Origin of the sequence: Bacillus sp. FSL W7-1582 (assembly GCF_038593325.1) — a bacterium.
Lineage (GTDB): Bacteria > Bacillota > Bacilli > Bacillales > Bacillaceae > Bacillus > Bacillus altitudinis.
In genome coordinates, this window is sequence record NZ_CP151987.1 from 1214930 (window position 1) to 1241533 (window position 26604).

The following is a 26604-nucleotide window of genomic DNA, read 5'->3' on the forward strand; positions in this document are numbered from 1 at the left end:
TTTCAACCTCCATTTCAAAGGTAATTTTGATTTGGAGTCAGACAAAGAGATATTTAGGGGAGCAAGTGATTAGCTGAATCTTTTAATGATTTTGTCAAACGTACGATCACCCAGGAGATTTTTCATAAACACCATAGGTTTAGCACCAAACCCAACCAAATAGCGCGTTTTAGGTTTCGTTACAGTGACAGCTTTCACAATTGTATTTGCAATGACATCTGGTTTTGTTAAATTACTTCCTGAATACGTTTTTACCATATTATCTGCTGATTTGTTGGCAGCTTCTTTATAAGCTCCTTTTGCTGAAGCAGTTTTAAGTTTTTCTGCTGCAATGACGCCCCAATCGGTTGCGATCCCGCCAGGTTCCACAACAATCACATCAATACCAAATGGTTCAACTTCTAACCGTAAGCAATCAGAAAAACCTTCTACTGCAAATTTTGTAGCGTGATACCATGCGCCAAATGATGTCCACACTTTACCACCCATAGAAGAAATATTGACGATCTTTCCATAGTTGTTTTGTCTCATATTAGGCAGAACAAGCTGCGTCATTCTGGCCAGTCCAAACAGGTTGACTTCTACTTGTCTTCGAGCTTCTTCCATAGATACATCCTCCACCGCACCATATGAGCCATAGCCCGCATTATTGACAAGCACGTCGATTCTTCCTTCTTTGTCCAAAATCTCACGTACACAGTTTACCATAGACTCTTCATCAGTGACATCAAGTGAAATGGTGTGAATTCCTTGAGAGATGAGATCCTCCATCATTTCTTTTCGACGAGCAGCACCATAAACAATAAAACCTTTCTTATTTAATTCAATTGCTGTGGACTTTCCAATACCTGCTGATGCACCTGTGATAAGAGCAACTTTTTTACTCATTCGTTCTTCCTCCTTTTGATGACCTTTGGTCAATTATATTTGACTTAGGGTCAATTATAAATGACTGACGGTCAACTGTAAAGGGGAATATGAAGATGTTTTATCATTTGTTTTAATGGTCGAATTTATGACCATGAAACGCTTTAAGAGTACAAAAAAGGTGTTTAATACTTTGACCGCCAATGGCCGGAGGATCTGGTGGTCATTTTAAAAATATGAATGATATACTTATCTCAATAAATACTGGGAGGCATCCATTTTGAATTTGAAATCATTCTGGGAGAAAGATGAAGAGAGTCCTTTTACGTTAGAAAAGATAGATGAGGAACAAATTCGTGAAGCAGAGGGAACACTTGGAGTCATTTTACCCGATACATACAAAAAACTCATTTTAGAATGGAATGGTGGTTTTACAGTTCGTAATGCTTTTCCAACCGAACGGCCGAATTCATGGGCAGAGGATCATGTTCAATTCGATCATCTAAGAGGAATCGCTAAAGATGATGGAATTATGAATAGTGTTCAGTTAAGTGATGAATTGGAGCTACCAGAGGGATTTGTTTTCATCAGCGGGGAAGAAGATACATGGATTGCCATGGATTATCGAGAAACGAAGGAACATCCTCCTATTCACTATTTCGATTTAGAGCTGGAAGTAGATTTTAAGCTGGCAGATAGTTTCGATGAATTTGTTAAGCGGTTATATACAGCTGGCGACGCCATGGTTGAAGTAATAGAGATTGAGGAGGAAGCTTCGGATTTATATATCAGTAAAGAAGAGCTTGAACACATTTTTGAGAGAGGAGACCTTCGTCAGCAGAATCTCTTCAAAATGGCACATTATCCGATGGAAGACATTGAAGAGATCGCATGGTTTTTCTTGCGCATGAAACAGTGCATCAAACAGATAAAAGATCAACATGTCTTGTATGAAACAGCTACTGCTATTCACTCCAACCTTCTGTTAAACCCAGATATGCCAAGGAATGACCGTATTAATCAAGAGCTGCAAGAAATTGCTGAATTTCTAGAAAATAGTGAAGATCCGAATACCGCCTTTTTGGGAGAGGACATTCATCCAGTGAAAAAACGATAGTGAAAGATGAAAAGCCCTTTCTAGGGCTTTTCGAAAGTAGTTTATGATCTCTTTTTATTTAAAATTTTCATAATGAATAATGCTATATATGAAGCAATGAATGAGCCTAAAGTGTAAACAACAGCCCAGCCAAAGAAAGAGACATTGAAAAGTGTAAATGTCAGAATGAGCAAAATGATAAAGCTCACAATTGGCATGAAATAAACCTTTTGTACAAACAATGTGACGATAAAAGAAGCGATGATCATACTGACTGGAAGCAAGCCGAATGCGAATTCTAAATGAGTCATATCCATTCTCCTTTTAAATGACTTAGCTACATTTGATTTGTTCTCATTGTCTCTCTTACACTCAAAATTCATAGTACATCGGGTTTTTGAGTTTAATAAATTATATTAGACAGAAGAATCAATAACCATATCATAACACATAAAAATGAAATTATTTCATTTTATGTAATTTAAAGGGTTTTTGATGATTTTAAATCTTTCTTTTTGTCATCTTATTGAAAGTCATATTTAAATAAAGTATAGTAAATTTATATGATATAGAGGAGGATGGTTAAAAATGATGCATGCAGGAAGATTACGCCAGAAAACTTTGAATCAGTAATTTCATATGTTCAAAGGCTCTGTTTTCATCAAACGGAGTAAACGGGGTAGTCTGCACATTTTTAATGATCTTCAGCGGGAAAGTATGCAATTTCACTAGAAAAGAGGCAGCTAATCGGTCTGTCTTTTTTTGTATGTTTTTTATGATGCAAAGAAAGGCATATGTCTAGCTTTGTTTACTCTGACCACATAAAGTAGCCTGTTTGTGGGTTTTGTGATGATATTCTTGATGCCTATTGATCATGACTAAATGAACAATTGGAGGATTGGATATGAATAGACTGGAATTAAAGCAGTTAGTCAAACATCACGGATTAGAGATTTTAGAGAATACCATCAAAATAAATGAATCAGGTGTGGATTTCCGTGTCGCTCACGTCGAAGATTTACATGGTGATCAATGGATAATAAGAATGCCTCGCAGACCTGAATCAATGAAACATACCTTACAAGAAAAAAAGACATTAGATTACATTAGTAATCAGGTTCACTTTCAGGTTCCTAAGTGGTCTATCTTTACAGAAAGTCTGATTGCTTATAAACAATTAGAGGGGGTACCGGCGGCTAGTATTGATGTGGAACAGCAATCTTATGAGTGGAGATTTGACCAAACGAATGTACCGCAAGCTTATTATGAATCATTAGGAAGAGTTTTAGCGAATGTACATTCCTTAGATCAACAGCCTTTTAAAACGATCGGTGTGGACATGCTCAGTGCTCATGAATTAAGAGGATCAATGAAACAGCGAATGGAACGTGTCAAATCGCAATACACCATTAACAGCGGTTTATGGGAGCGCTGGCAAGAATGGCTAGCTAAAGATTCTTTATGGCCGCCTTTTGTAGGAGTGAAGCATGGAGATTTGCATCCTGGTCACATTCTGATTGATGAAAATCAATGTGTTACCGGTGTGATTGATTGGTCTGAAGTGGGGGTTGGTGATGTATCTGCAGACTTTTTGTCGCATCAACTTCTCTTTGGGAAAGAAGGATTAACGAAACTTATCCATGCGTATGAAAAAGCAGGCGGGAGAACTTGGTCAGGAATGGATGAACATATAATAGAACTTCTGACGACAAGTGCGATCACTGTGGCCGAGTACGCACAGAGATCAGGATTGAAAGATATGTATGAAACGGCAGCATACATGTTGGCAAACGAAAGCTAATCAATCAGAACAAATCCAAAAAAAGCCCCTAAAAAGGGCTTTTTTTAATCTAATTCATGAAAAAACTGTTTGAGTTGATCAATGAAAACGGATTTGGATTTTCCTTTTTTATAAATGAACTCAATATTGATGTTGAAATTGATAGATGGCTCAATTGAAATTTGTTTTAGTGTTCCTTGTTCTACTTCATTTCTAACACAATGATGAGGAAGAAACGATAGTCCCATTCCTTGTAGCACTAAATTTTTTGCAGTTTCCATATGATCAACCTCAATGGAAATGTTCGGTGTGATGTTGTTTTTTTGAAATAATCGGTGGAGCATCAACCAATCAAATGACCCATAGTCAAAGAAAATAAAAGGTTGTTCTTCTAGTTCATTCATATTGATGTTGCCTAGGCTGGCAAGCGGGTGATGAGTTGGGACGAACAGCCCGATTGGATCGCTGAAAATCGGGATTGATTCAATTTGAGGATGTGTTTCAGTCCTGACAATGCCAAAGTCTACTTGGTTGTTAATCACTTTTTGGACAACATCCTTTGAATGTCCTGTTACAATTTTCACTTTCAGATTTTCGTATTTTTCTTTTAGGGCGGGCAATATGTTAGGCAATAGATTATTGGAAATAGAGGATGCGCATCCAATCGTCAATTCATAAGGGAGCATCGTTTGTTTGAGACTATGCTTTGCTTCTTGATAAGAATGGAGAATCTTTTTGGCATGCGGGTAAAACTGTTCACCTTTTTCCGTCAGAGATAGTTTATTTCTCTGTCTATCAAATAATTTCAGGTCTAATTCTTTTTCTAACGATTGAATACGTGCCGATACAGAAGGCTGGGTTAAATACAATGCTTCTGCAGCTTTATTGATACTGCCTAGCTGGCATACATAAATAAACGCTTCTATATTCTCAATATTCATGTTATCCCCTTATATGACGTTCTTTAAATGTTTAGTTTTTCAAGCTCATACACTAATTTTACAGCTTCTTTCGCCAAAATGACAGTAGGGTCAATCACTTTCACAGCTTTGGTTGACCTTAGAACTAAAGGAATTTCTGTACAGCCGGCAATGATGGCTTCTGCTCCTTGATTGATTAAAATTTCTGCAGCTAACGCCAGTTCACTTTCGCCTTTACTCAATTTCCCTGCTTTCACGGCATAAATCCCATTCATCACACTTTTCTGAAGATTTTCACTAGGAGTCATGACATCAATCTTGTGATGGGCACAAGCTTTTTGATAGAGCTGGGTTTTTAATGTGCCATCAGTACATAGTAAGCCCACAGACGTATAGTGATGTTTGTTCAGGTGCTTTGCGGTTTCTAATGGCATATTCATGATAGGGATATGAGTGGATTGTTGTACGTTTTCTAAAAAGAAGTGAGCGGTATTGCATGCAATCAGAATAAAGTCCGCTCCTGCGCGCTCTAATCTTTTAGCTGATGCAATCATATATTCTGTAGGATCTTCGCCTTTCCCAAATATGGCATTGGTTCTATCAGGGATTTGCGGATCATTATCAGCAATCACATGGAGATGATCCTGATCTTTTATCGCTGGTGTATGAGAAATGATTTTTTTCATCAGATCAATCGTCGCTAAAGGGCCCATACCACCCATAATACCAATTGTTGTAGACATGCATATCACCACATTTCATTTTTTTCTATTATAAAAAAAGAAAGGATGGTGAGTGTTATAGAAAAGTTCTATTTGTATATAGAAGGTTGATTAAAAGCACCTTTTATTTTCTTCTTTATCTGTTTTACGGTATGAGTTGCAATCTAATCAAAAAACATTAGAATAAAGAAAAATTGATAAAGGAGCTACCATATGAATTTCAATTTGGATGAAGCTTTAGATATGTTGAGTCGAACTCCTCGTACATTAGAAAGTCTTTTGTCAGGTTTATCGAAGGATTGGCTTTACAGTCGTGAAGGGGAGGGAACGTGGAATCCCGTTGAAGTCATTGAACATTTGATTGAAGCAGAGAAATTCAACTGGATTCCCCGATTAAATGTCATTCTTGCTGATGGAGAGAATACCCCATTTCCTGCATTTGACCGCTACGCCCATTTGAATCAAACTGAAAGACAGATAGAACAGGCACTAGCGGAGTTTCATCATGTGCGGATGGAGAATGTGGCATACATTCAGCGTATGACACATTCAAATCTTGATCTAGAGAAAAAGGGCGTCCATCCAGAATTCGGCGTCGTGCAAGTGAGCGAATTACTTTCTGCGTGGGTTGTCCATGATTTCACCCATATCTCCCAAATTGTTCGAGTCATGGCGGAACGATATCGAACCGATGTGGGTCCATGGAGCGCTTATTTAGGGATTTTGAATAGGAAATAAATGATTAATGACGCTTCGCGGCCCACTCGGATTGAAGAATGGCATATTGATACTCATCGACCCAATGTCCCTTCGACATATAATTTTGCAGCAAATGTCCTTCGCGTCTCATGTCTAAACGTTCCAGCACTCGAATGGATTTTTCGTTGCGTACATCTGTAAAGGCAATGATTTTATGCTTGTTCAGTGTAGTGAAAATATATTCGATCATTGAATTCAAGGCTTCATGAATATAGCCCTTTCCTTGAAATTCAGGCGCGAGTGTAAATCCTATTTCAACGATTCTAGGCTCGCTGCCGAGTGTATGAATGGCGCAATCTCCTATCAACTGATTGGATTCAGATAAGGCAATCGCGTATTGAAACCACGTCCCTGGTTGATTAGGTTGTTGCGTCATTTGGTGTTGTACAAATGATTCAGCGTCTTCGTACGTGTAGTTTTCCCAGGATTGAAATGTGGCAATAGAGGGATTTGATCGGTATTGATAAAATGCTTCAATATCCTGCTGATCAAACTGACGAATCACGACCCGGTTTGTTCTTGTAAATATGCTGTTTGCATTCTTCATGTGTTACCCTCACTTTTTAGTTTGTTCTTGATTTGAAAAAGTCTATTAGCCATTCAGATAGCTGTTTTTGCGCTTTGGTCACAAATCGATCGGCATAATACGTTAATTCAAGATGCCGAACAGGAGCAGGGGCAGAAATAGGAATAGAGACAATATTAGGCCATGCTGAATGTTGCTTTAACAGCCCTCTTGGCTGGATGGTGGCGCCGATCCCGGCTTCAACCAGCTGCAATAATGAAGTGGCAGACCCAACATCCATGACCGTGTCCAATTCAAAACCGTGTTCTTTACATACGTCATCGACCAAATCTCTTCCTAGATAGCCTTTTGGATACATGACCAGTGCATGCTTTGTCAGCTCTTTTAGCGTCACTTCACGCCTTTTTGCCAGTTCACTGTCTGAATGAACAAACAATTCGTAGGGCTCATCGCCAAGTGGAATTTGAATCAGTCGTTTATCCGCAGGCCCGCGCAGCCCAATTCCGATATCGACTTTATGTGAGAGCACCTCGTCACGAACAAAGATGGTCGAAAAAGCCTTTAGGTTGATCTCTGGATACAGCGTTTTAAATTCTACAAAAAGCGGAACAAGCTGAAAGTCAAGATCAGAGGGAAGGACGGCAAGCCGAACGGTACCCCGCTGTTCAGATAACAGTTCTTTCATAGCATTTTTGGCATCTCGTTCAGCCTGAAGCATTTTTATGCCATATTGATAAAGAAGCGTACCAGCTTCGGTAGCAACGACTTTTTTGCCGATTCGATCAAAGAGCGGCATCCCAACTTCTGCTTCAAGCAGTCGAATCTGTTGGCTTAATGTAGGCTGTGATATACCTAGTTGCTCTGCAGCCTTTGTGAAATGTAAATGATCGAATACAGCCATAAAATAGGTAATGTGACGAGTATCCATATGCCATCCTTTCATTAATGATAGTATTTTCCTATCATCATAATACGAATTATTGTATTGATCAATGAATGAAGCGGATTTATACTCATAGTAACCTCAACAAGATGAGAGAGGAAGAAGAGTATTGATAAAAAAAATATTTTATTTAGCTGCTTTATTTTTAGCTGCCTTAAACTTGCGCCCAATCATTACATCCGTAGCTTCTATGATGAGCATGATTCAATCAGACCTTGGCGTTAGTGCACTCACGGCAAGTCTTTTAACCACTTTGCCGGTCTTGTGCATGGGAGTGTTTGCCCCTGTAGCAACGAAACTAAGCCGGCGGTTTGGATTAGAGAGAACCCTTTTTTTCTCAATTTTTCTTATCACAATTGCGACTGGACTGCGTGGTACAAGTCAAACGGTTACCATCCTTCTTACGACTGCTTTTGCAGGAGGAGTTGGAATTAGTTTTGCCGGACCATTGTTGTCTAGTTTTATTAAAAAGTATTTCCCGAAAAGTCCTGGGATTGTCAGTGTGTACTCTATATCGATGACAGTTGGAGCTGCACTTGCTTCGGGCTTGACCATTCCGATTTACCTTCGCAGTGAGCATAACCTTCCACTTGCGTTATCTTGCTGGGCGGTTTTAGGCGTTATTGCACTGATTTTATGGCTCGGTCTAGCTCGTCAAAACCAACAAGCGGATCTTGCAGACGTGCCGCTGAGATTACCGCTGCGAAACAAAAAAGCCATTCAATTCACCTTGTTCTTTGGCTTTATGTCTAGCATGTTCTATTCGTTAACAGCGTGGATTTCACCCATTGCGCTTGATTTTGGGAATAGTCCGCAGTATGCCGCCATGCTGCTTACGATATTTACGCTCATTCAGATTCCGGTGGCATTACTCGTTCCAAACATCGTCAATCGTCTAGGAAAGCCGAAATTATTTCTGATCTTATGCAGTTTGTCAGAGCTGATTGGCCTCATATTCCTTCTATTGCCAATGCCGATCCTGCCAGCTGTTATTTTTCTAGGGATTGGAGCAGGTGGATTATTTCCTTTGGCGCTTATGTTGCCTATTATTGAAACGCGTACGCCAGAAGAAGCCGGTACATGGTCAGCGATGTCACAGATGGGCGGGTACATCATGGGAGGATTTGGTCCATTTTTAATCGGTTTGATTTTCGATATCAGCGGACATTTTCAAGCTGCTATTGTCGCAATGCTCGCCATCGTGATGCTGATGATTGGCGTGCAGTTATCGATGAAGTTAGGGAAAAAACGTGATGAGGTATCCAATTAAAGATCAATATACCGCTGCTTTTATATCATGACTCAATTGAAATCGCCATAGCCTATTCCTAAGTAGGCTATGACGATTCTTTTGCTCAATCGAACCAGATGCACCTGAATGAATGAATTATCGTGCCAGATTTTTTTCAACTTTACGAGTGGCCATTTCTGCAGCCTCCATGATCATTTCACCTAATGTTGGGTGAGGATGAATCGTCATGGCTAAATCTTCTACTGTAGCACCAATTTCGATAGAGAGAGAAAGTTCTGATATAAGAGTAGATGCCTCTGCACCTACGATCTGTGCTCCTAAAATAAGGCCAGATTCAGCATGGGCCACAATCTTCACAAATCCTTCTGGTTCTTTTAATGCCAGTGCTCGACCATTAATAGAGAACATTGTTTTTCCAGTAACAGTCGGAATGGATTGCTGCTTGCAATCCGTTTCGCTCAGTCCAACACTCGTCAATTCTGGGCTGGAAAACACAACGAGAGGGATCGCTTTATAATCGATCATCGAAGGCTTCCCGGCGATTGCCTCTGCTGCCACCTTCGCTTCATAGGAAGCTTTATGAGCCAGAGCAGAACCCTCGGTGATATCACCAATTGCATAAATGTGCGGAATGGAAGTTCTGCATTGTTCATCAATTTTAACTAGTCCGTTAGGGGTAATGGACAAACCGATAGAATGGAGACCTAATGTTCCATCTGTATTCGGTTTTCTTCCGACAGTAATCAGTGCATAATCTGCTTTCAACGTGTAACTTTCTTTCTGTTTCTCATAATGAAGATCAATTCCGCTCATACGCTGCTCGGCACCTATGACGTTTGCTCCTGTAATCACGGTGATGTCATCTTCTTTCAATTGTCGAACAACAGGAGAGACAAGTTCACTTTCAAAGCCAGGCAATACTTGATTGCCGCCTTCCAGAATGGTGACTTTTGATCCAAACCTTGCAAACATCTGTCCGAGTTCAACACCAATATATCCACCCCCAACTACGACAAGGCTTTTAGGGATTTCGGGAAGGGATAGTGCTTCAGTGGAAGACAATATACGACCTCCGAAAGGGAGTGATTTAATTTCAATTGGACGAGAGCCGGTTGCTAATATAAGGTGTTTGAAGTTGATTCGTTTTTCACCTTTTTCGGCATGTTGAATCACCGCTGTATGCTGATCGAACAAGCTTGCCTCGCCTTCCAAAATGGTAACTCCCGCTGACTTCAACAAAAATTGGACGCCTCCAGCTTGTTTTTCCACAACAGCTTTTTTGAACGCTTGAGCTTCATTGAAAGAACCGCCTTCTTGAAAACCACCCCATTGTGTGCGGAGTTTGAACCGCTCTGCTTCTGCTATTAGCGCTTTAGAAGGGATACAGCCTACATGGGTGCATACGCCACCTAACTGATCACGTTCTACAATCGCTGTCTTCATGCCGAGATGAGCTGAACGTAACGCCGCCACGTAGCCTCCCGGACCTGATCCAATCACTAATGTATCTACTGTTTCTAAATGAATCATTTCTTGAACCTCCAATTTCAAAATATGATGATCATAATATATTATAGTCATCATATTTTGGCGAAGTCAATCCCATCTGAGTGAGGAAAGATAGATTTCAGTCAATTGACACATGATAATATGATGAATATAATATTTTGATAAATATACTTAGACGAGTTAAAAGGAAGGAGGGGGAAAGAGGATGCCTTATCCGAAAGGTCATAAGTCAAAAGTGAGAGAGCAGATCATCGCTAGTGCTGCACGAGCATTTCGAACAAATGGCGTCCGTAGTATCAGTTTGCCATACATTATGAAAGGGGCAGGTCTAACTCATGGAGGGTTTTACGCTCACTTTAAGAACAAGGATCAGTTGGTAATAGAGACTTTTCATTTTGCTATTACTGATACGATCAAGCTGCTGCAAAGTGTTGCAGACAAGAAGGCAGATCTGCCTCGAATTCAGACGATCATTGACTTTTATTTAAGTTCCGTTCACCGTGATCAGACGGAGATCGGCTGTATATTGCCTGCACTGGCAGGGGAGATTGCTCAATTATCACAAGAGGTACGTAAAGCCTATACAGATGAATTGAAACGGTTTATGGCGTTTATAGCTGATACGGGAAACATAGATCTCTCTACCAGTTACGCACTAGTAAGCAGCATGATTGGTACAATTGCTCTTGCACGAGCTGTCAATGATTCGCAGTTCAGTGATCAATTGTTAATGGCAGGTAGAACACAGGCAAAACACATTTTAAATTCAAATTAAAAAACATAGGGGATGTTGCGATGTTGATTAGAGAAGCAAGCATAGAAGATTATCCACAATTAAGACAAATCTATTTAGAATCCCGACGTCAGAGCTTTCACTGGCTCAATACAGAAGAAATCAAACTGCAAGATTTTGATCAAGATACGAAGGAAGAGCAAATTTTCTTAGCTGAGGAGAGCAATAAAATCCTTGGATTCATCTCATTATATGTACCAGATCGTTTTATTCATCTCTTGTTTGTACATCCAGAAGCTGCTGGTCAAGGGGTTGGCGATTTGTTGCTGAAACATGCGATCAAAGTGCTCGGAACACCAGTCACCCTCAAATGTGTATCCGAAAATCACAAAGCTTTGTCTTTTTATCAAAAAAGAGGATGGAAGGCTGTTGTAGAGGAAGGGGAACCTGGGGCGAAGTACTGGGTGCTTGCTTATGAATAAGGATAAAATTGTAAAATAATCTAATGTGACTCACACGTTAGGTATTGGTGATCCTGCTTAAAAAAAAGCCTCCATAATAGAGGCTTTTTAATTTACTTTCTAACCGTTATATAAAGAGCGCCTAATAGAGCGCCATTTGATTTATACATCCATACTTCTACTTGGTTACTACCTGAATCTTTTAACCCTTTAATATCTCTACCGGATACAGAGACATACTGTGATCCTTTCACAACAACAGCATATGAGGCAATGTCATCAATAGGATAACTAGATCCTACGTTAATTGTGATATTTCTTGCATTTGTTTTAATTGGAGCATCCGCGGATAAAGATTTTAGCGTAATAGGCATAGATGAAAGATGATTAGTTTGAACGGATTCTTGAGCAGAAGCAACCCCTCCAATAGTAAAAGTCAATGCAGAAACAGCAATAAGAGAATACATAGATTTCTTCATTTTCATTCTAAAGCACTCCTTTTAAATTAGTTTACAAGTCATTAATTCGATATTAAATCGAGATATTCCTGTTAAAAAGTGTTAATTAATTGTGAAAATTTTCCTTTCGGGATGAATTGAAATTTTCTGTGAAGAAAACGACTTAATATCTATCTATTAAAAATTTAAAACATTATTTTTTAGTAAGAATATTGCTCATTACTCGTATTGCTAAAGCTCCTTCTCGATTTGAATATCTACCTATTTTAAGAAATTTCCTCAGAGAATTGTGAAGAGGAAAAGTCTAATCTTTTCCCATGGATGATATTGAAAAAAATCTAGCCATTTCCTAATTCTATCTTCATTCATTCGCCGCTTAAAAGATCATTTACAACTAAAGAAGTGACACGGCATTGACCGTTTGCGGGACTCTATTTTGAACTAGATTGTGAAAGCCAAGCTTTATCAAGAGCATCATAATTATTTCAGTTTTGTAAGGTCCTATCATTAATGTCATTTCAGTGTGAATGTAAGTATTCAAGTCTATATAGGCTTTTTCAAGAATTAACAGGTCTTGGTTCTTATTGAATGTTTTTTGTATAAATGAATAAAGATAGACTATATGTTAAAACGAACACAAATTACAGAAGAAACTTATGTTAAAAGGAGGAACGATTATGAAAAAACTTTGCCGGGAAGTCTGGATCGAAGTTAATCTTGATGCAATTAAAAGAAATATCGAAGCCATTCAAGCGCATATTCCAAAGAAGAGTAAGATCATGGCTGTCGTGAAGGCGAATGCTTATGGACACGGTTCAGTGGAGGTAGCGCGGCAGGCACTAGAAAGCGGTGCGACGGAGCTCGCAGTTGCTAGCTTAGAAGAAGGGATTGTATTGCGAAGAGCAAAAATAGAAGCACCTATTCTTGTGCTTGGATTTACACCGCTCGATTGTGTGAAAAGGGCCGCAGCCTGGAGAATTGATCTCTCCGGCCTTCGAGAAGACTGGATTGCTCAAGCAAATGAGATCTTAGCGGAAGAAGAAAGCAAGCGACGGCTTGGGATTCATGTCAATGTTGACACGGGGATGGGGCGATTAGGTGTACGGACAAAGGAAGAGCTGTTAGCGGTGGTGAAGGCGCTTGAAAAGAGTGAAAACCTGAGGTGGGATGGAATATTTACGCATTTCTCCACTGCGGATGAGCCTGACCCTGATTTCACGTTGCTGCAGCACAGCATCTTCATTGATTTTCTTCGGTTTTTGAAAGAAGAAGGGATCAAACTGCCGACCGTACATATGAACAATACAGCTGCTTCGATTGCGTTTCCTGAATTTAGTGCCGATATGATCCGGCTTGGTATCGGACTTTATGGATTGTATCCCTCGCAATACATTGAAAGCTTAGACGCTGTTCAGCTAGAGCCCGCTCTCAGTTTAAAAGCAAGAATTGCGTTCGTGAAGAAAATGGTGACAAAGCCAAGAACCGTCAGCTATGGGGCAACCTATGTGGCAAAGCCTGACGAAGTCATTGCAACCATACCGATTGGTTATGCAGATGGGTACTCACGTGCTTTATCCAATCGAGGGTTTATGCTTTTCCGCGGAGAAAGAATGCCGATTGCTGGCCGAGTCACAATGGATATGACGATGATCAGCTTAGGAGAGATGAAAGCAAAGCAAGGCGAGGAAGTCGTCATTTATGGCCGTCAAAAGGGCGGAGAAATTTCTGTTGATGAAATTGCTGAAATGCTCAATACGATTAACTATGAAGTCATTGCAACATTAAGCCGCCGTGTTCCAAGGTTTTATCGTCGAGGCGGGAAGATTATTAAAATATCGACGCCGGTGATGTATGTGTGAAAGTAAGGACAGCATGAAATTGCAAAAATCCCCCTTTATAAAGGGGGATTCAGATTGTAGAGAAACTCATATTTTTCTACAATCTTTTTTATTTTCATCGTAATGATGATGGATTTGAGTTTCACGTCTTATTTCGGCTTAAGCTCGATACTCTTTATCTAAAATAAGAATGGGTTTAATCGTAGATCCATTTTTAGAATCTTCAAAAGCTTGTTCAATCTCTTCTAATTCGTAGAATTTTGCTAGTTTCTCAACTGGGAATTGTCCATTTTTAAAGAACTTGACTAGTTTAGGAATGAATAGTTGAGGAACGGCATCGCCTTCTATCACACCTTTTAACGTGAGCGCATTGAGCATGAGATCATTGGTCACATTAAACGTTAAATCGCGCTTTCCTACTGCTACTGTTGCACAAGTTCCTTTGACACGCAGGCAGTGAAGGGCAGCTAGCGTGACTTCTGGTACTCCAGTTGTTTCAAATGAGTAATGTGCTCCTTTTCCTTCTGTGATTTCCTTCACTTTTTCAGCTGGATTCTCATGTTTACTGTTGATGACATGTGTTGCACCTAATTCTTTTGCTAGCTCAAGGCGGCTATCATGGATATCAACGGCAATAATCGGATCACAGCCTGCAATTTTTGCTGCCATTAACCCACTTAAACCAACAGCACCTGTACCGAACACAACAAAGCTTGTACCTGGAGCTGGAGCAAGTGAATTTAAGACAGTACCGCTCCCAGTCATTAAGCCGCAACCGAATGGTCCTAAATAACGTAAATCAGTTTCTTTGTCTACTTTCACCACATTTTTCTCATCAACCGTTGCATATGTACCAAATGACGATTGACCAAAAAATTGTGATACATCTTGATGATCATGTGTATGGATAGGCGTTTCATTATGTTTATTACGACCAGAAAAATTCAGTGGAATCATGTTTTCGCATCCACCAGCGTTCCCGTCAAGACAATTATGGCAATGACCGCAATAAGCGAAACCAAGTACAACGTGGTCTCCTTCTTGAACGGTTGTGACATTAGAACCTGCTTTTACGACAATGCCAGAGCCTTCATGTCCTAATAAAGCAGGACGTGGGACAGGGAGCGTGCCATCTAATACAGTGGCATCCGTATGACAAACGCCAGATGCAACGATTTTGACAAGCACTTCATCTGCTTTTGGATCATCTAGTAATAGTGTTTGTTTCTCGAAATCTTTTTCATTTGTTGTGACCATCGCTTGAATTTCCATATCATGTGCCCTCACTTTTTGTATAGTATGATATTCTGAAGAAAGGTTAGATCAAATGTCACAAAAAATTCATTTCTTTATGACTAAGTTGATTGTAGGACGAAAGATTTTCCGTTTCAATCAGCAAAAAATCTTTTTTGTATAGGTTTTCAACACAAATGAATTTATGTATCTCTAATCAACATTTTTTAAAAAGTGTCTAAAGGAGGGGCCCCATGATCAAAAAAGAGGATCGCCGTGTTGAGCGAACAAAAGAAACACTTCGTCAAACATTCAAAATACTAGTAAAAGAAAAAGGATATTCGCACGTAAAAGTGAAGGATATTGTGGAAAAGGCAAACTATAATCGGACCACGTTTTATGTGCATTATGAAAGTAAAGATGAATTAGCAGCAGATGTTATTCACCGGGAAATGGTCAATTTCGAATATGAATTTTGTAAGCCGACTCGTGAAAATCCACTGTTGGATTTAACTCGCATGAAACCAGAGGGCACCGATGTATTTCAATATATCGTTGAAAATCGCGACTATTATGATTTATTAGTGATGGAAGACCGAATTCCCCACATACAAGAAAAATTGCTTAAAAAAATACAATATATTTTCCAAAATAGAATGTCGTTTGTGAGTGATCAGTATGCAGAAATCAACGACAGTTATTTTGTCCAGTATCGTTCATACGGCATCTTTGGTTTTATCATTGAATGGATCAGAAATGACTACAATGCATCTCCCTCAGAAATGGCACGACGTATTATCAATTTATTATATATTCAATCCTCACTCATGATTCAGTTGAAAAATGAAGAAGCGATTATGAAAAGGTAATGTCATATAAAAGTGATATATGTAGAAAGATATTAATAGAAATAAGAGCGTCCTAAATTTATGACAGGCACAACGGTAAAAATTAAATTTTATTACAAATATGTCGATAAAAGGAGGGAAATTTAAGAGATGGAGGAAAGAAACGATGAAAAAAGGATTATTTTTAGTGCTTTTGACCATTTTTATGATGGTCACAATTCATCCGTTAAAAGCTCATGCAGCTGAGACAAATGGTTGGACGAAGCGAGCGGACTTACCGGAAGAGCGTATCGGAGCAAGTGTAGGTGTAGTTGACGGAAAAATATATGTATTCGGTGGAGCTAGCCAGCAGTCTAAGTTCAATGATTCAACATATATGTATGATCCTAAAACTAATTCGTGGACAGAAAAATCAGCGATGCCTAGGTCAAGAACAGGAGCTGCTTATGCGACAGTAGATAAAAAAATCTATGTCATTGGCGGTCTCTATGAAACGACTAAAACAGTTCATAGAACTATGGATGTTTATGATACAGAACTTGACCAATGGACAGAAGAACCGATTAAGATGCCTGATAAATTTATATATACATCCTATACAACAGGTGCCTTACGAGCTGTTACAGTTGGAGAAAAGATTTATATCGTATCCTCTTTATCATCCTATAAAGAAAATTTTTATTCCTATGATACGGTAAGTGGAGAGTGGGAATCTTTAGATAGTTCCCTATTAGTGAATCACCAAGGTAGAAGTATTTCAGAAATAAATGGGAAAATATATATTGCTGGTGGTGAGGCTAATGTTAGCCGAGGGAAAGATAAAGACATTTTAGAATATGATAGGTCGCTAGGGAAGTGGCAACGCTTAAAGGATGTGCAATTAAATTCTTTTGCCTATGAAGCTGCATTTGCGACATATAATCATAAACTATTTATCATTGGTGGACAGCAAATTGGAGATAGATCTAGCAAATTATTAAAACAAGTTCAAATATTTGATCCAAAAACTAGTCAAGTTAAAGATTCTTTATATGAAATCCCTGAAGGTAGAGTTGGATCTGTGGCAGTTATTGCTGATGATCAATTATATGTTATTGGTGGAAGAGACTATGCTGAATCAATTGGTAGTCATTCTGTCAAAAACAATTTTAAATCTGTTATCTCTATTCCATTAAAAGATCTGCAAAAAGTGTCAACGGATCAGGAGGAAACAAAGCCAGGTGATGATACAACCGAAGAGCCGAAAGATCAGGACGGGACAAAGCCAGGTGATGATACAACCGAAGAACCGAAAGATCAGGACGGAACAAAGCCAGGTGATGGTACAACAGAAGAGCCAAAAGATCAGGACGGAACAAAACCTGGTGATGGATCAACCGAAGAACCGAAAGATCAGGATGGAACAAAGCCAGGGAAAGAATCAACAAAAGGTATACTTTCAATTACTATGATAAACGGACTGCAAAAGGATTATCTGCTCTCAATGAAAGAAATCAACAATTTTCTTAACTGGTACAAAGAAAGAAGCTTTGGAATTGGGATGAACTTCTATGAAATCAATGATGAGCATAATAAAGGGCCTTTTACAAGTAAGAAGGATTATGTGGTGTACCAAAATATCCTAATGTTTGATATCAAACAATACTGATATTCATATAATGGAAAAACTGCTGGTGAAAGATCAGTAGTTTTTGTTTTTGTGAAATTGTTAAAATTAGGACTAATGTCATTAAAAATGCGTTATTTTTTAAAAAATCTGTTAAACATCCTATAACCATATCCGATATTAAAATTGTCAGGGTTGATAAGCCCTAGAACGAAGGACTTTTTTCAGACAAGGACGTCTGTCAGGTCCCACATACATGGAGGTAATAGGAAATGAGAATTAACCACAATATCGCAGCACTTAACACATTAAACCGTTTATCTGCAAACAACGGTGCGAGCCAAAAGAACATGGAGAAACTTTCTTCTGGTCTTAAAATCAACCGTGCAGGAGATGACGCAGCAGGTCTAGCGATTTCTGAAAAAATGCGTGGACAAATCCGCGGATTAGAAATGGCTTCAAAAAACGCACAAGATGGTATCTCACTTATCCAAACAGCTGAAGGTGCATTGACTGAAACTCATTCAATCCTTCAACGTGTACGTGAGCTTGTTGTTCAAGCTGGAAACACGGGTACACAAGACGATACAGATCTTGGTGCAATTCAAGAAGAAATCAAGAACCTTGTCCAAGAAATTGGTAATGGTTCTGAGAAAAATGGTATCTCTGATCGTACTGAGTTCAACGGTAAAAAATTGTTGAATGGTGCTTTCGCTAATGGTACAGCTACTTTAACTTTCCAAATCGGTGCAAATAAAGCACAAAAATTAGATGTAAATATCGAAGCAATGTCTTCTGATAAAATTGGTGCTACTCAACCAGATGGAACTCTTGTAACTGGTCAAGCGGTCTCTAACATTGATGTTACACAATTCGCTGCTGCTACACCAACACTTACATTTGATCAGCAACTAGACATCGTAGATGGTGCAATCAAACAAGTTTCAAATCAACGTTCTAAACTAGGTGCGGTTCAAAACCGTCTAGAGCACACGATCAACAACCTTGGTGCTTCTGGTGAAAACTTAACAGCTGCTGAGTCTCGTATTCGCGACGTTGATATGGCGAAAGAAATGAGTGAGTTCACAAAGAACAACATTCTTTCTCAAGCTTCACAAGCAATGCTTGCACAAGCGAACCAACAGCCACAAAACGTACTTCAATTACTTCGTTAATGACAGGCCCCTTTATGGGGCTTTTTTGTTTTGTTCCTATTCAATTTAATACAGGTTATGTGCTCATCACTTGAACGAATAGCATAATAGAAATCTATTTAAAACTAAATGGTGAATAAAGATATGTAAAATTGATCAATATATATTAAAAAATGTTAAACTTCCTATGAAATAAGCCGATAAAAGAATTGTCAGGGTTGATAAGCCCTAGAATAAAGGACTTTTTTCAGACAAGGATGTCTGTCAGGTCCCACATACATGGAGGTAATAGGAAATGAGAATTAACCACAATATCGCAGCACTTAACACACTGAACCGTTTATCTGCAAACAACGGTGCGAGCCAAAAGAACATGGAGAAACTTTCTTCTGGTCTTAAAATCAACCGTGCAGGAGATGACGCAGCAGGTCTAGCAATCTCTGAGAAAATGCGTGGGCAAATCCGCGGATTAGAAATGGCTACTAAGAACGCACAAGACGGTATCTCTCTTATCCAAACGGCTGAGGGTGCATTGACTGAAACTCACTCAATCCTTCAACGTGTTCGTGAACTAGTGGTTCAAGCTGGAAACACGGGTACACAAGACGATACAGATCTTGGTGCAATTCAAGAGGAAATCAAGAACCTTGTCCAAGAAATTGGAAATGGTACTGATAAAAACGGTATCTCTGATCGTACAGAATTTAACGGAAAGAAATTACTTGACGGTACGTTCAGCGCAGCTGGTGCTACACCAAAATCATTAACTTTCCAAATTGGTGCAAATAAAGCACAAAAATTAGAAGTTAATATTGAAGCAATGTCTTCTACAGCACTTGGTGCGGTTGATCCCGGTACTGGTGCTCTTATTGCAGACCACGCAGTAGCTGACATCGATGTAACACAATTTGCTGATCCAGCTGCTGCTGGCGCACTTTCTTTTGATGATCAATTAGATATCGTTGATGGGGCGATCAAACAAGTATCTGACCAACGTTCTAAACTCGGTGCAGTTCAAAACCGTCTAGAGCACACAATCAACAACCTTGGTGCTTCTGGTGAAAACTTAACAGCTGCTGAGTCTCGTATCCGTGACGTTGACATGGCGAAAGAAATGAGTGAGTTCACAAAGAACAACATTCTTTCTCAAGCTTCACAAGCAATGCTTGCACAAGCAAACCAACAACCACAAAACGTACTTCAATTACTACGTTAATGAAGAGCCCTATATGGGGCTTTTTTTGTTTCCTAACTTCATACAGTTCATAAAACTGAATATGTTAAAATGCGATAAAAAATATTAAAGAATGTTAAACTTCCTATAAAATAAACCGATAATACACTTGTCAGGGTATATAGACCCTAGAAAAAAGGGCTTTTTTCAGACAAGGACGTCTGTCAGGTCCCGCATACATGGAGGTAATAGGAAATGAGAATTAACCACAATATCGCAGCACTTAACACATTAAACCGTTTGTCTGCAAACAACGGTGCAAGCCAAAAGAACATGGAGAAACTTTCTTCTGGTCTTAAAATTAACCGTGCAGGAGATGACGCAGCAGGTCTAGCAATCTCTGAAAAAATGCGTGGACAAATCCGCGGACTAGAAATGGCTTCTAAAAACGCACAAGACGGTATCTCTCTTATCCAAACAGCTGAAGGTGCATTGACTGAAACTCACTCAATCCTTCAACGTGTTCGTGAACTAGTGGTTCAAGCTGGAAACACGGGTACACAAGACGATACAGATCTTGGTGCAATTCAAGAGGAAATCAACAACCTTATCAAAGAAATCGGTGGCGGAACGGATGGAAATGGAATTTCTGATCGTACTGAATTCAACGGTAAAAAATTGTTGAATGGCGACTTTGAAACAGATACATTAACATTCCAAATTGGTGCAAACAAAGCTCAAAAATTAGATGTGAACATCAAAGCGATGTCTGCTGATAAAATTGGAACAGATCCAACTGACGCTACTAAAACAGTATCTGCTATTAAAGTAACTGATTTTGCAACAACTAGTTTCGATGATCAACTAGATATCGTTGACAATGCAATTAAACAAGTTTCAGATCAACGTTCTAAACTTGGTGCAGTTCAAAACCGTCTAGAGCACACAATCAACAACCTTGGTGCTTCTGGTGAAAACTTAACAGCTGCTGAGTCTCGTATCCGTGACGTTGATATGGCGAAAGAAATGAGTGAGTTCACTAAGAACAACATTCTTTCTCAAGCGTCTCAAGCTATGCTTGCACAAGCGAACCAACAGCCACAAAACGTACTTCAATTACTACGTTAATGAAAGGCCCCTTGATGGGGCTTTTTTTAATGCCGTTTTTTCTTCGTTTTTTCTCCTTAATTATGATTCTTAAATCCCTCTGATAAATCATGAAAAATGACCTTTAAATTTGGCATACTCTAGCGAAACAATCATAATGAATAAGACTTTTTCCTTATTTATTCCTTTTTTGTTAAACATATTCCATTAAAGTTCGATAAATGGATTGTAAGGCTTACAAAAAAATTCTAATTTAGAACTTTTGGACATGGATGTCTAATTGGTTCAAACACATGGAGGTCATTTAATATGAGAATTAACCACAATATCGCAGCACTTAACACACTGAACCGTTTGTCTGCAAATAATGGAGCAGGGCAAAAGAACATGGAGAAGCTTTCTTCTGGTCTTCGTATCAACCGTGCAGGAGATGACGCAGCAGGTCTTGCGATTTCTGAAAAAATGCGTGGACAAATCCGGGGGTTAGAAATGGCGTCTAAAAACGCACAAGATGGTATTTCCCTTATTCAAACAGCTGAAGGTGCATTAACTGAAACACATGCGATTCTTCAACGTATGCGTGAGTTGACAGTTCAAGCGGGTAACGTAGGTACACAGCAGACTGAGGATTTAACGGCGATTCAAGATGAGATTAAAGCACTTGTTGAAGAGATTGATGGTATCTCAAGCCGCACAGCATTTAACGGAAAGAACCTTTTAAATGGAGATGTTACAGACGGATTCCAATTCCAAATTGGTGCGAACAAGGAACAACATATTATTGTTGAAATTGGTAAAATGGATGCAGAAACATTAACAGTTAAAGATATTGATGTAAGTGTTGATGGCTTCAATTTCGATACTGAAATTGAAAAAATTGATGCGGCAATCGGCGCTGTATCTAAACAACGTTCATCACTTGGTGCGGTCCAAAACCGTCTAGAGCACACTATTAACAACCTTGGTGCTTCTGCTGAAAACTTAACAGCTGCTGAGTCTCGTATTCGTGACGTTGATATGGCGAAAGAAATGAGTGAGTTCACTAAGAACAACATTCTTTCTCAAGCGTCTCAAGCAATGCTTGCACAAGCGAACCAACAGCCACAAAACGTACTTCAATTATTACGTTAATTAAAAGCCCCCGTTGAGGGGCTTTTTTTATGTTGATTTTAGCAACAGATGTAATTGAAAGTCAGGAACAGCTTCGTAAAAGAAAGCTCGATTTAATTCATCATTCTTTTGATCCCACCTCTGCCACCAGTGGCTGACATCACCAGTGGAGTCAGCTTGAATCATGTCTTGCAGCTGCTCTAGGTTGATGATGTTTCTCGGTTCCATTAAGAATGAATGCATACGATGATATGCCTCAAGGTATTTAGTTTGTTTTGTTTGAACGGCATATTGTACATAATAATTGAAAAATTCTTGTACAAATGTCAGATGGGGAATGGGGGTTCCTTTTAACTCGACGCCTTCCCATGCCATATCCGCAATTGCACAAAGCCACCAGCCAAGTTCATTGGCGTGCTGCATTTGTTGTAAGGTATGTCGTTCGAAAGAAATAAGCTCATTTTCTTGTGCTTGTTTGAGCATACGCTCAAGTGTCTGTGCCTCAAGAGCTGCCTTTGTCATTCCCTGACCATGTATTGGATCTAATGTGCATAAGGCATCACCCATGACCAATAAGCCGCTTGGCCAATCTTCCATTTGTTCATAGTGGTTTCTGACACAAGCCGGAACTCTAAATCCTTTTGGTTTCGTATAGGGAATTAAATGAGTGATGGCTTCTGCTATCGAGGGATTGGTCAGCCTAGCGGTCTCTGCATCAAACTGATCAGCGTCTGTTGTTGGATAATGAGAACCGCCAGCTGCTGAGAGAAGAACCGCTACTAAATCATGATCTACTCGTTCAAACAGTCCTGTTGGAATTTTCTTCTTTGGCTGTCCAACGATGACCATTGGTTCCAGATTCGGTGCCTCAGGTGGTATTTGGTAGTATCTTGTGCTATAGCCAAGAGACACGATTAGCTCATCTGTCTGCGGCAAGGTTCGCCCTGCGCTTTTCAGCCATTTTGGCAATTTAGACATTCTTCCAGACGTATCAATGACTATGTCCGCACTCATTTTGTTGATGATTCCAGGCTTTATCCTCCGATCTTTGACCTGTAATCCACTCACTTTAGTCGTTTCTTCTTCAAAAAGAAGAGCGATCGCTTCATGTTTTTCTAAAAATTGAACACGTTCCTCACGTAACATTCTTTGCATCAGCACCCACTCTAGCATGGCACGTCGTGTGACAGCTGTTTCTTCAGTATCCGTGAGTACTAACTCGCCATCTTTTGTCAAAAATCGAGATGTCTGATGCCATGTGTTGTACCCGCCCATTTCGAGTAATTCTTTTGTATAACCAGGAAATAGACGTTCCACTATTTGTTTGCCTAGTGGCAGCATTCTATGTGGATGAAAAGCTTGAGGCGTGCCAAGACGATTCTCAGGAGAGTCTGGCAATTCGTCCTTTTCAATAATCAATACTTCAAGGTAAAAACTTGATAAAACCTTTGCAGCGAGCATTCCCGTTATTCCGCCTCCGATGACGATCGCCCGCTCATACTTCATGGGTTGTGTCACAACATGCGCCTCCAGTGAATATATAAAATGGTTACATGACCATTTCATCATATGTTGATTTTCTAAGTATAGCAAATTCTTGTTTTTTTGAATATAGAAAGGAATTGGCATACTTTTTACTCGTAAATATGAAAAAAACTTCAATCTTGATCATTATTTTTAAAAAATAATGATCAAATTTAAGAGGAATGACCGATAAATATATTAAGGGGGTAGAGAGAATGGATATACTACAGAGTATTGTAACCGCAGCACCTTATATGATGAAGATTTTAAAAGATGAAGTGACGATGGGTGTCATTGATCGAGAAAAATTCTTGTTGTATTTGCCATCAAAAGATGTGGATTTTCAAATACGGACAGGAGATCCCATTAAACCAGATGATCAGAATATGAAAAATGCGCTTAGAGGAGAAACATCAAGTACATTCGTACCTGAATCGGTGTATGGGACGCCTTTAAATGCAATGGGATTGCCGATTTTCGATGAAAATCATCAAGTCATTGGTGCAATCGCTTTAGGTTTTCCGCTTAAAAATCAAATAGAACTCGAGGCGTATATGGAGTCATTGAACGACATCATTCAAAGTATTCAAGAAAAAGTACATGTGGTGGCGGCTCATTCAGAAGAGCTCTCTGCGACAAGTGAGGAAATGACATTCCAAACACAGCAAACACTTGAAAGCTCGAAAAAAACTTCAGATATTACTAAAATGATCAAAGGTATCTCTAAACAAACGAGTTTGCTAGGATTGAATGCTTCAATTGAAGCAGCCAGGGCAGGGAAAGAGGGAGCGGGTTTTAGTGTGGTAGCGAGCGAGGTTCAAAAGCTCTCAAGCGAAACCTCACGTGCAACAGAAAACATAGAAAGCTCATTGCAAGGGATTTCCTCTAATATACATACATTACTTGAGAGTATGGGCCATATGAAAGGGTCATCTTCAGAACAAGCTTTATTAGTGACGGAGTTTAGTGAAATTGTAGATAGGTTGACGATGGTTAGTAAAGAAATGAAAGAATTTATGCAAAAGGCGATGTTAACGTAAAAAACGAATCCAAAAAGGGTTCGTTTTTTTGTTGGCTCGTTATTTTCTGTTTTTCTGATCAAAGCGATAATCGTATGTTTCACCTTTGACCACATTTAAAAACTCATGTCCAATTTGAACGAGCTGTGCATTTTCCCATTTAATCAGAGGATCTTTATCAGGGTACTTCCAGTAGATTGTTTTTTTGTGATGGGTGAGTTTGTTTTCAATTTCTGCTCTGACCGCATTCTCTTTTAGCTTTCCTCCGCTATGTCGATATGTGTTAATGGTATAGGCTCCATCAGGTGATGATATCGAGCGGATGAATGTGCCGTGAGACACGCCTTGAAGAGAGAAGCATTTCCAGTAAATAATTCCGGCGAAGCTAAGACATAAGATGGTAAGGGTGATGGTGGTTTTCTTTTTAAACATGAATTCCTCCAGGTGTAGATCGCAATATTCTAATATATGAGAGAGATTACAAAAAGATTCATATAGTCCAAAAGTTCTATTCATTTCAATTATCGGTCATTTTTTCTCAACATTCAACAGTTAGCCCGTAAAGATAAGGAAAATTTAAGGATGCATTCAGATCACACTGGTCATTCGAAAACACTTTACAAAAGAATTTGCGATCAGTAGACTTATGCTCATATAGAGAAATGGGGCAGATGGAATGAATCAAATCATAGATACGTATCAAAATTATGAAGAGCTTTCCGCTCATGAAAGAAAAGGGATCGACTATCAAATTCTTCATCAGCGGAAAGGGGATCAGCTTCTCGTCCTGTCACCTCATGCGGGCGGAATTGAATCTGGCGTGAGCGAGCTGGTCCATGAAGTAGCAACCGATTATTCTATGTATTTATTCGAGGGCCTTAAAGTGAAAGGCAATCATGTTCTTCATATTACGAGCACACGTTTTGATGAGCCGATTTGTCTTTCTCAAGTGCATACACATCATTATACATTTGCACTCCACGGCTATGGAGAAACAGAGGTCCTACAAACTTTAGTTGGCGGTACCGACAGGGAAAAAGCTGCTGAAACAGTGAAGTGTCTCACACAAAATGGCTTCCATGCCTTGCTTTTATCTGAATCGGATCAATTTGCTGGAACACATCCTCAAAATATTAATAATCAATGCCTCACAGGAAAAAGTGTTCAAATTGAAATTAGCCAAGCTCAGAGAAGAGCTTTCTTTCAAGACTTTAGGCGGAGCCGTAGGCGTGATACACAAACCGAACAATTTTATCAATACACAAATGCGCTGAAACAAGTGTTAAGCCTTTATGAATAAACTTCTGACGTCACGTGTGCTGACGCTTTTGTTTGATATGTAGCTTCATTTTCTGCGACCTTGCTGGCTCTCATTAAATAAGAAGTAAATTCTTTTTGAAATTGAATGCCGGCTCTTCGCTGTTCAAATAGAGCAAGCCGTTTTTCAGCAAAAGCCCGAGTGACATGAAATGTTTGAGCAATATGCAAAATGGCTTGCTGCCTAAGGTTTGGGAGCGTCATTTGCAGCAGCATAAAAGTCGGAACACAAAAGTGATACATGAATTGTTTTGCTTGAAACTCTTGCAGTTCTCGAAAGAGCTTGTGCATGTTAAAGTGGTTGCCTGTATGCTTCAGCACATGACAAAGCTCGTGGGCGAAATCCTGCCACTGTTCTTCTGACGATAAGGCTCTGTTTAAAATAATACTGTAAAGACCTTGATGTTTGATCATCATGCTGCCAGTATCCTCGTAGTGTACCCATACATGAAATTCAGCTGCGATCCTATGCATGTCTACATAGGCAGGGCCGCTTATTTGCAGTTGAGTGTATAACCGTTTAATATCTTCTTCTAAATGGGTTAAAAAATAAGTCATGTCAAAACCTCCATACAAACGTATGTTCTATTTTTGCCGTAAAAGAAAAGTCCATATAGGACTAAATGGCTAATAAAGCTATCGCTTACT

Annotated in this window: 27 protein-coding genes; 15 read left to right on the forward strand and 12 right to left on the reverse strand. The window is 39.3% G+C overall.

Annotated features, from left to right (window positions below):
• Positions 1-69: 69 nt before the first annotated feature.
• Positions 70-888, reverse strand: a complete 819-nt coding sequence (locus NSQ11_RS06190; RefSeq protein WP_008348355.1) for an oxidoreductase — start codon at positions 886-888, stop codon at positions 70-72.
• Positions 889-1153: 265 nt separating this feature from the next.
• Here NSQ11_RS06190 and NSQ11_RS06195 point away from each other — a divergent pair, with 265 nt between their 5' ends.
• Positions 1154-1984 carry an SMI1/KNR4 family protein gene (locus NSQ11_RS06195; protein ID WP_342501359.1) on the forward strand — a complete coding sequence of 277 codons (831 nt, stop codon included), beginning with the start codon at positions 1154-1156 and terminating at the stop codon, positions 1982-1984.
• 41 nt (positions 1985-2025) lie between these two features.
• On the opposite strand, the gene NSQ11_RS06200 is transcribed toward NSQ11_RS06195, so the two are convergent.
• Positions 2026-2274 (reverse strand): DUF2651 family protein, encoded by a 249-nt coding sequence (locus NSQ11_RS06200; protein ID WP_035392368.1) that lies wholly within the window; start codon positions 2272-2274, stop codon positions 2026-2028.
• A 593-nt stretch (positions 2275-2867) separates the two neighbouring features.
• Between NSQ11_RS06200 and NSQ11_RS06205 the strand changes: the two genes are divergently transcribed.
• Complete coding sequence (locus NSQ11_RS06205; RefSeq protein WP_046343313.1) at positions 2868-3764, forward strand: macrolide 2'-phosphotransferase; 897 nt, start codon at positions 2868-2870, stop codon at positions 3762-3764.
• Between the two features lie 44 nt (positions 3765-3808).
• On the opposite strand, the gene NSQ11_RS06210 is transcribed toward NSQ11_RS06205, so the two are convergent.
• Both NSQ11_RS06210 and NSQ11_RS06215 read right to left on the reverse strand, forming a co-directional pair.
• Positions 3809-4684 (reverse strand): LysR family transcriptional regulator, encoded by an 876-nt coding sequence (locus NSQ11_RS06210; RefSeq protein ID WP_046343315.1) that lies wholly within the window; start codon positions 4682-4684, stop codon positions 3809-3811.
• Between the two features lie 23 nt (positions 4685-4707).
• Positions 4708-5406 (reverse strand): amino acid racemase, encoded by a 699-nt coding sequence (locus tag NSQ11_RS06215; RefSeq protein ID WP_035392360.1) that lies wholly within the window; start codon positions 5404-5406, stop codon positions 4708-4710.
• A 192-nt stretch (positions 5407-5598) separates the two neighbouring features.
• Between NSQ11_RS06215 and NSQ11_RS06220 the strand changes: the two genes are divergently transcribed.
• The gene (locus NSQ11_RS06220) at positions 5599-6123 is read left to right on the forward strand and encodes a DinB family protein (RefSeq protein ID WP_050827176.1); all 525 of its coding nucleotides are present in this window, start codon (positions 5599-5601) and stop codon (positions 6121-6123) included.
• 4 nt (positions 6124-6127) lie between these two features.
• On the opposite strand, the gene NSQ11_RS06225 is transcribed toward NSQ11_RS06220, so the two are convergent.
• Together NSQ11_RS06225 and NSQ11_RS06230 are read right to left on the reverse strand one after the other, a co-directional pair.
• Positions 6128-6691, reverse strand: a complete 564-nt coding sequence (locus NSQ11_RS06225) for a GNAT family protein (RefSeq protein ID WP_007498922.1) — start codon at positions 6689-6691, stop codon at positions 6128-6130.
• A gap of 16 nt (positions 6692-6707) precedes the next feature.
• Positions 6708-7613 carry a LysR family transcriptional regulator gene (locus NSQ11_RS06230; protein ID WP_076821847.1) on the reverse strand — a complete coding sequence of 302 codons (906 nt, stop codon included), beginning with the start codon at positions 7611-7613 and terminating at the stop codon, positions 6708-6710.
• A 112-nt stretch (positions 7614-7725) separates the two neighbouring features.
• On the opposite strand from NSQ11_RS06230, the gene NSQ11_RS06235 reads away from it, so the two are divergent.
• The gene (locus NSQ11_RS06235; protein ID WP_129548445.1) at positions 7726-8883 is read left to right on the forward strand and encodes an MFS transporter; all 1158 of its coding nucleotides are present in this window, start codon (positions 7726-7728) and stop codon (positions 8881-8883) included.
• A 117-nt stretch (positions 8884-9000) separates the two neighbouring features.
• Here the strand turns inward: NSQ11_RS06235 and lpdA are convergent, their stop codons facing one another.
• Positions 9001-10395 carry a dihydrolipoyl dehydrogenase gene (lpdA, locus tag NSQ11_RS06240; RefSeq protein ID WP_342501318.1) on the reverse strand — a complete coding sequence of 465 codons (1395 nt, stop codon included), beginning with the start codon at positions 10393-10395 and terminating at the stop codon, positions 9001-9003.
• Positions 10396-10579: 184 nt separating this feature from the next.
• Between lpdA and NSQ11_RS06245 the strand changes: the two genes are divergently transcribed.
• Together NSQ11_RS06245 and NSQ11_RS06250 are read left to right on the forward strand one after the other, a co-directional pair.
• Positions 10580-11149, forward strand: coding sequence for a TetR/AcrR family transcriptional regulator (locus NSQ11_RS06245; RefSeq protein WP_342501319.1), 570 nt, complete (start codon positions 10580-10582; stop codon positions 11147-11149).
• A 20-nt stretch (positions 11150-11169) separates the two neighbouring features.
• The gene (locus tag NSQ11_RS06250; protein ID WP_129548240.1) at positions 11170-11589 is read left to right on the forward strand and encodes a GNAT family N-acetyltransferase; all 420 of its coding nucleotides are present in this window, start codon (positions 11170-11172) and stop codon (positions 11587-11589) included.
• Between the two features lie 92 nt (positions 11590-11681).
• Here NSQ11_RS06250 and NSQ11_RS06255 read toward each other — a convergent pair whose 3' ends face one another.
• A complete protein-coding gene (locus NSQ11_RS06255; protein ID WP_008348328.1) occupies positions 11682-12053 on the reverse strand; it encodes a hypothetical protein in 372 nt (123 codons plus the stop codon).
• Between the two features lie 650 nt (positions 12054-12703).
• Between NSQ11_RS06255 and alr the strand changes: the two genes are divergently transcribed.
• The gene (gene alr, locus NSQ11_RS06260) at positions 12704-13885 is read left to right on the forward strand and encodes an alanine racemase (protein WP_046343326.1); all 1182 of its coding nucleotides are present in this window, start codon (positions 12704-12706) and stop codon (positions 13883-13885) included.
• A 138-nt stretch (positions 13886-14023) separates the two neighbouring features.
• Here alr and NSQ11_RS06265 read toward each other — a convergent pair whose 3' ends face one another.
• On the reverse strand, positions 14024-15136 hold the full coding sequence (locus NSQ11_RS06265) for an NAD(P)-dependent alcohol dehydrogenase (protein ID WP_007498906.1): 1113 nt from the start codon (positions 15134-15136) through the stop codon (positions 14024-14026).
• Positions 15137-15351: 215 nt separating this feature from the next.
• On the opposite strand from NSQ11_RS06265, the gene NSQ11_RS06270 reads away from it, so the two are divergent.
• From NSQ11_RS06270 to hag (NSQ11_RS06295), 6 genes are all read left to right on the forward strand, one after another.
• A complete protein-coding gene (locus tag NSQ11_RS06270; RefSeq protein WP_046343327.1) occupies positions 15352-15966 on the forward strand; it encodes a TetR/AcrR family transcriptional regulator in 615 nt (204 codons plus the stop codon).
• Positions 15967-16111: 145 nt separating this feature from the next.
• Positions 16112-17593, forward strand: a complete 1482-nt coding sequence (locus NSQ11_RS06275) for a kelch repeat-containing protein (protein WP_046343328.1) — start codon at positions 16112-16114, stop codon at positions 17591-17593.
• Between the two features lie 230 nt (positions 17594-17823).
• The gene (hag, locus tag NSQ11_RS06280; protein WP_017367065.1) at positions 17824-18726 is read left to right on the forward strand and encodes a flagellin Hag; all 903 of its coding nucleotides are present in this window, start codon (positions 17824-17826) and stop codon (positions 18724-18726) included.
• 274 nt (positions 18727-19000) lie between these two features.
• Positions 19001-19921 carry a flagellin Hag gene (hag, locus tag NSQ11_RS06285; protein WP_008346310.1) on the forward strand — a complete coding sequence of 307 codons (921 nt, stop codon included), beginning with the start codon at positions 19001-19003 and terminating at the stop codon, positions 19919-19921.
• 213 nt (positions 19922-20134) lie between these two features.
• Positions 20135-21007 carry a flagellin Hag gene (gene hag, locus NSQ11_RS06290; RefSeq protein ID WP_008346308.1) on the forward strand — a complete coding sequence of 291 codons (873 nt, stop codon included), beginning with the start codon at positions 20135-20137 and terminating at the stop codon, positions 21005-21007.
• Positions 21008-21295: 288 nt separating this feature from the next.
• Positions 21296-22117 (forward strand): flagellin Hag, encoded by an 822-nt coding sequence (gene hag / locus NSQ11_RS06295; protein ID WP_008346306.1) that lies wholly within the window; start codon positions 21296-21298, stop codon positions 22115-22117.
• A 27-nt stretch (positions 22118-22144) separates the two neighbouring features.
• Here hag (NSQ11_RS06295) and NSQ11_RS06300 read toward each other — a convergent pair whose 3' ends face one another.
• Positions 22145-23614: an FAD-dependent monooxygenase gene (locus tag NSQ11_RS06300; protein ID WP_008346304.1), complete on the reverse strand. Its 1470-nt coding sequence runs from the start codon at positions 23612-23614 to the stop codon at positions 22145-22147.
• A gap of 221 nt (positions 23615-23835) precedes the next feature.
• Here NSQ11_RS06300 and NSQ11_RS06305 point away from each other — a divergent pair, with 221 nt between their 5' ends.
• Positions 23836-24660, forward strand: a complete 825-nt coding sequence (locus NSQ11_RS06305; protein ID WP_046527519.1) for a methyl-accepting chemotaxis protein — start codon at positions 23836-23838, stop codon at positions 24658-24660.
• Positions 24661-24699: 39 nt separating this feature from the next.
• On the opposite strand, the gene NSQ11_RS06310 is transcribed toward NSQ11_RS06305, so the two are convergent.
• Positions 24700-25071, reverse strand: a complete 372-nt coding sequence (locus tag NSQ11_RS06310) for a DUF5412 domain-containing protein (RefSeq protein WP_046527518.1) — start codon at positions 25069-25071, stop codon at positions 24700-24702.
• A 244-nt stretch (positions 25072-25315) separates the two neighbouring features.
• On the opposite strand from NSQ11_RS06310, the gene NSQ11_RS06315 reads away from it, so the two are divergent.
• Complete coding sequence (locus tag NSQ11_RS06315) at positions 25316-25939, forward strand: poly-gamma-glutamate hydrolase family protein (RefSeq protein WP_116306750.1); 624 nt, start codon at positions 25316-25318, stop codon at positions 25937-25939.
• Here the strand turns inward: NSQ11_RS06315 and NSQ11_RS06320 are convergent.
• On the reverse strand, positions 25930-26514 hold the full coding sequence (locus NSQ11_RS06320; RefSeq protein ID WP_017359603.1) for an ImmA/IrrE family metallo-endopeptidase: 585 nt from the start codon (positions 26512-26514) through the stop codon (positions 25930-25932). The two genes, NSQ11_RS06315 and NSQ11_RS06320, sit on opposite strands and share 10 nt — an antisense overlap.
• Positions 26515-26604 lie beyond the last annotated feature (90 nt).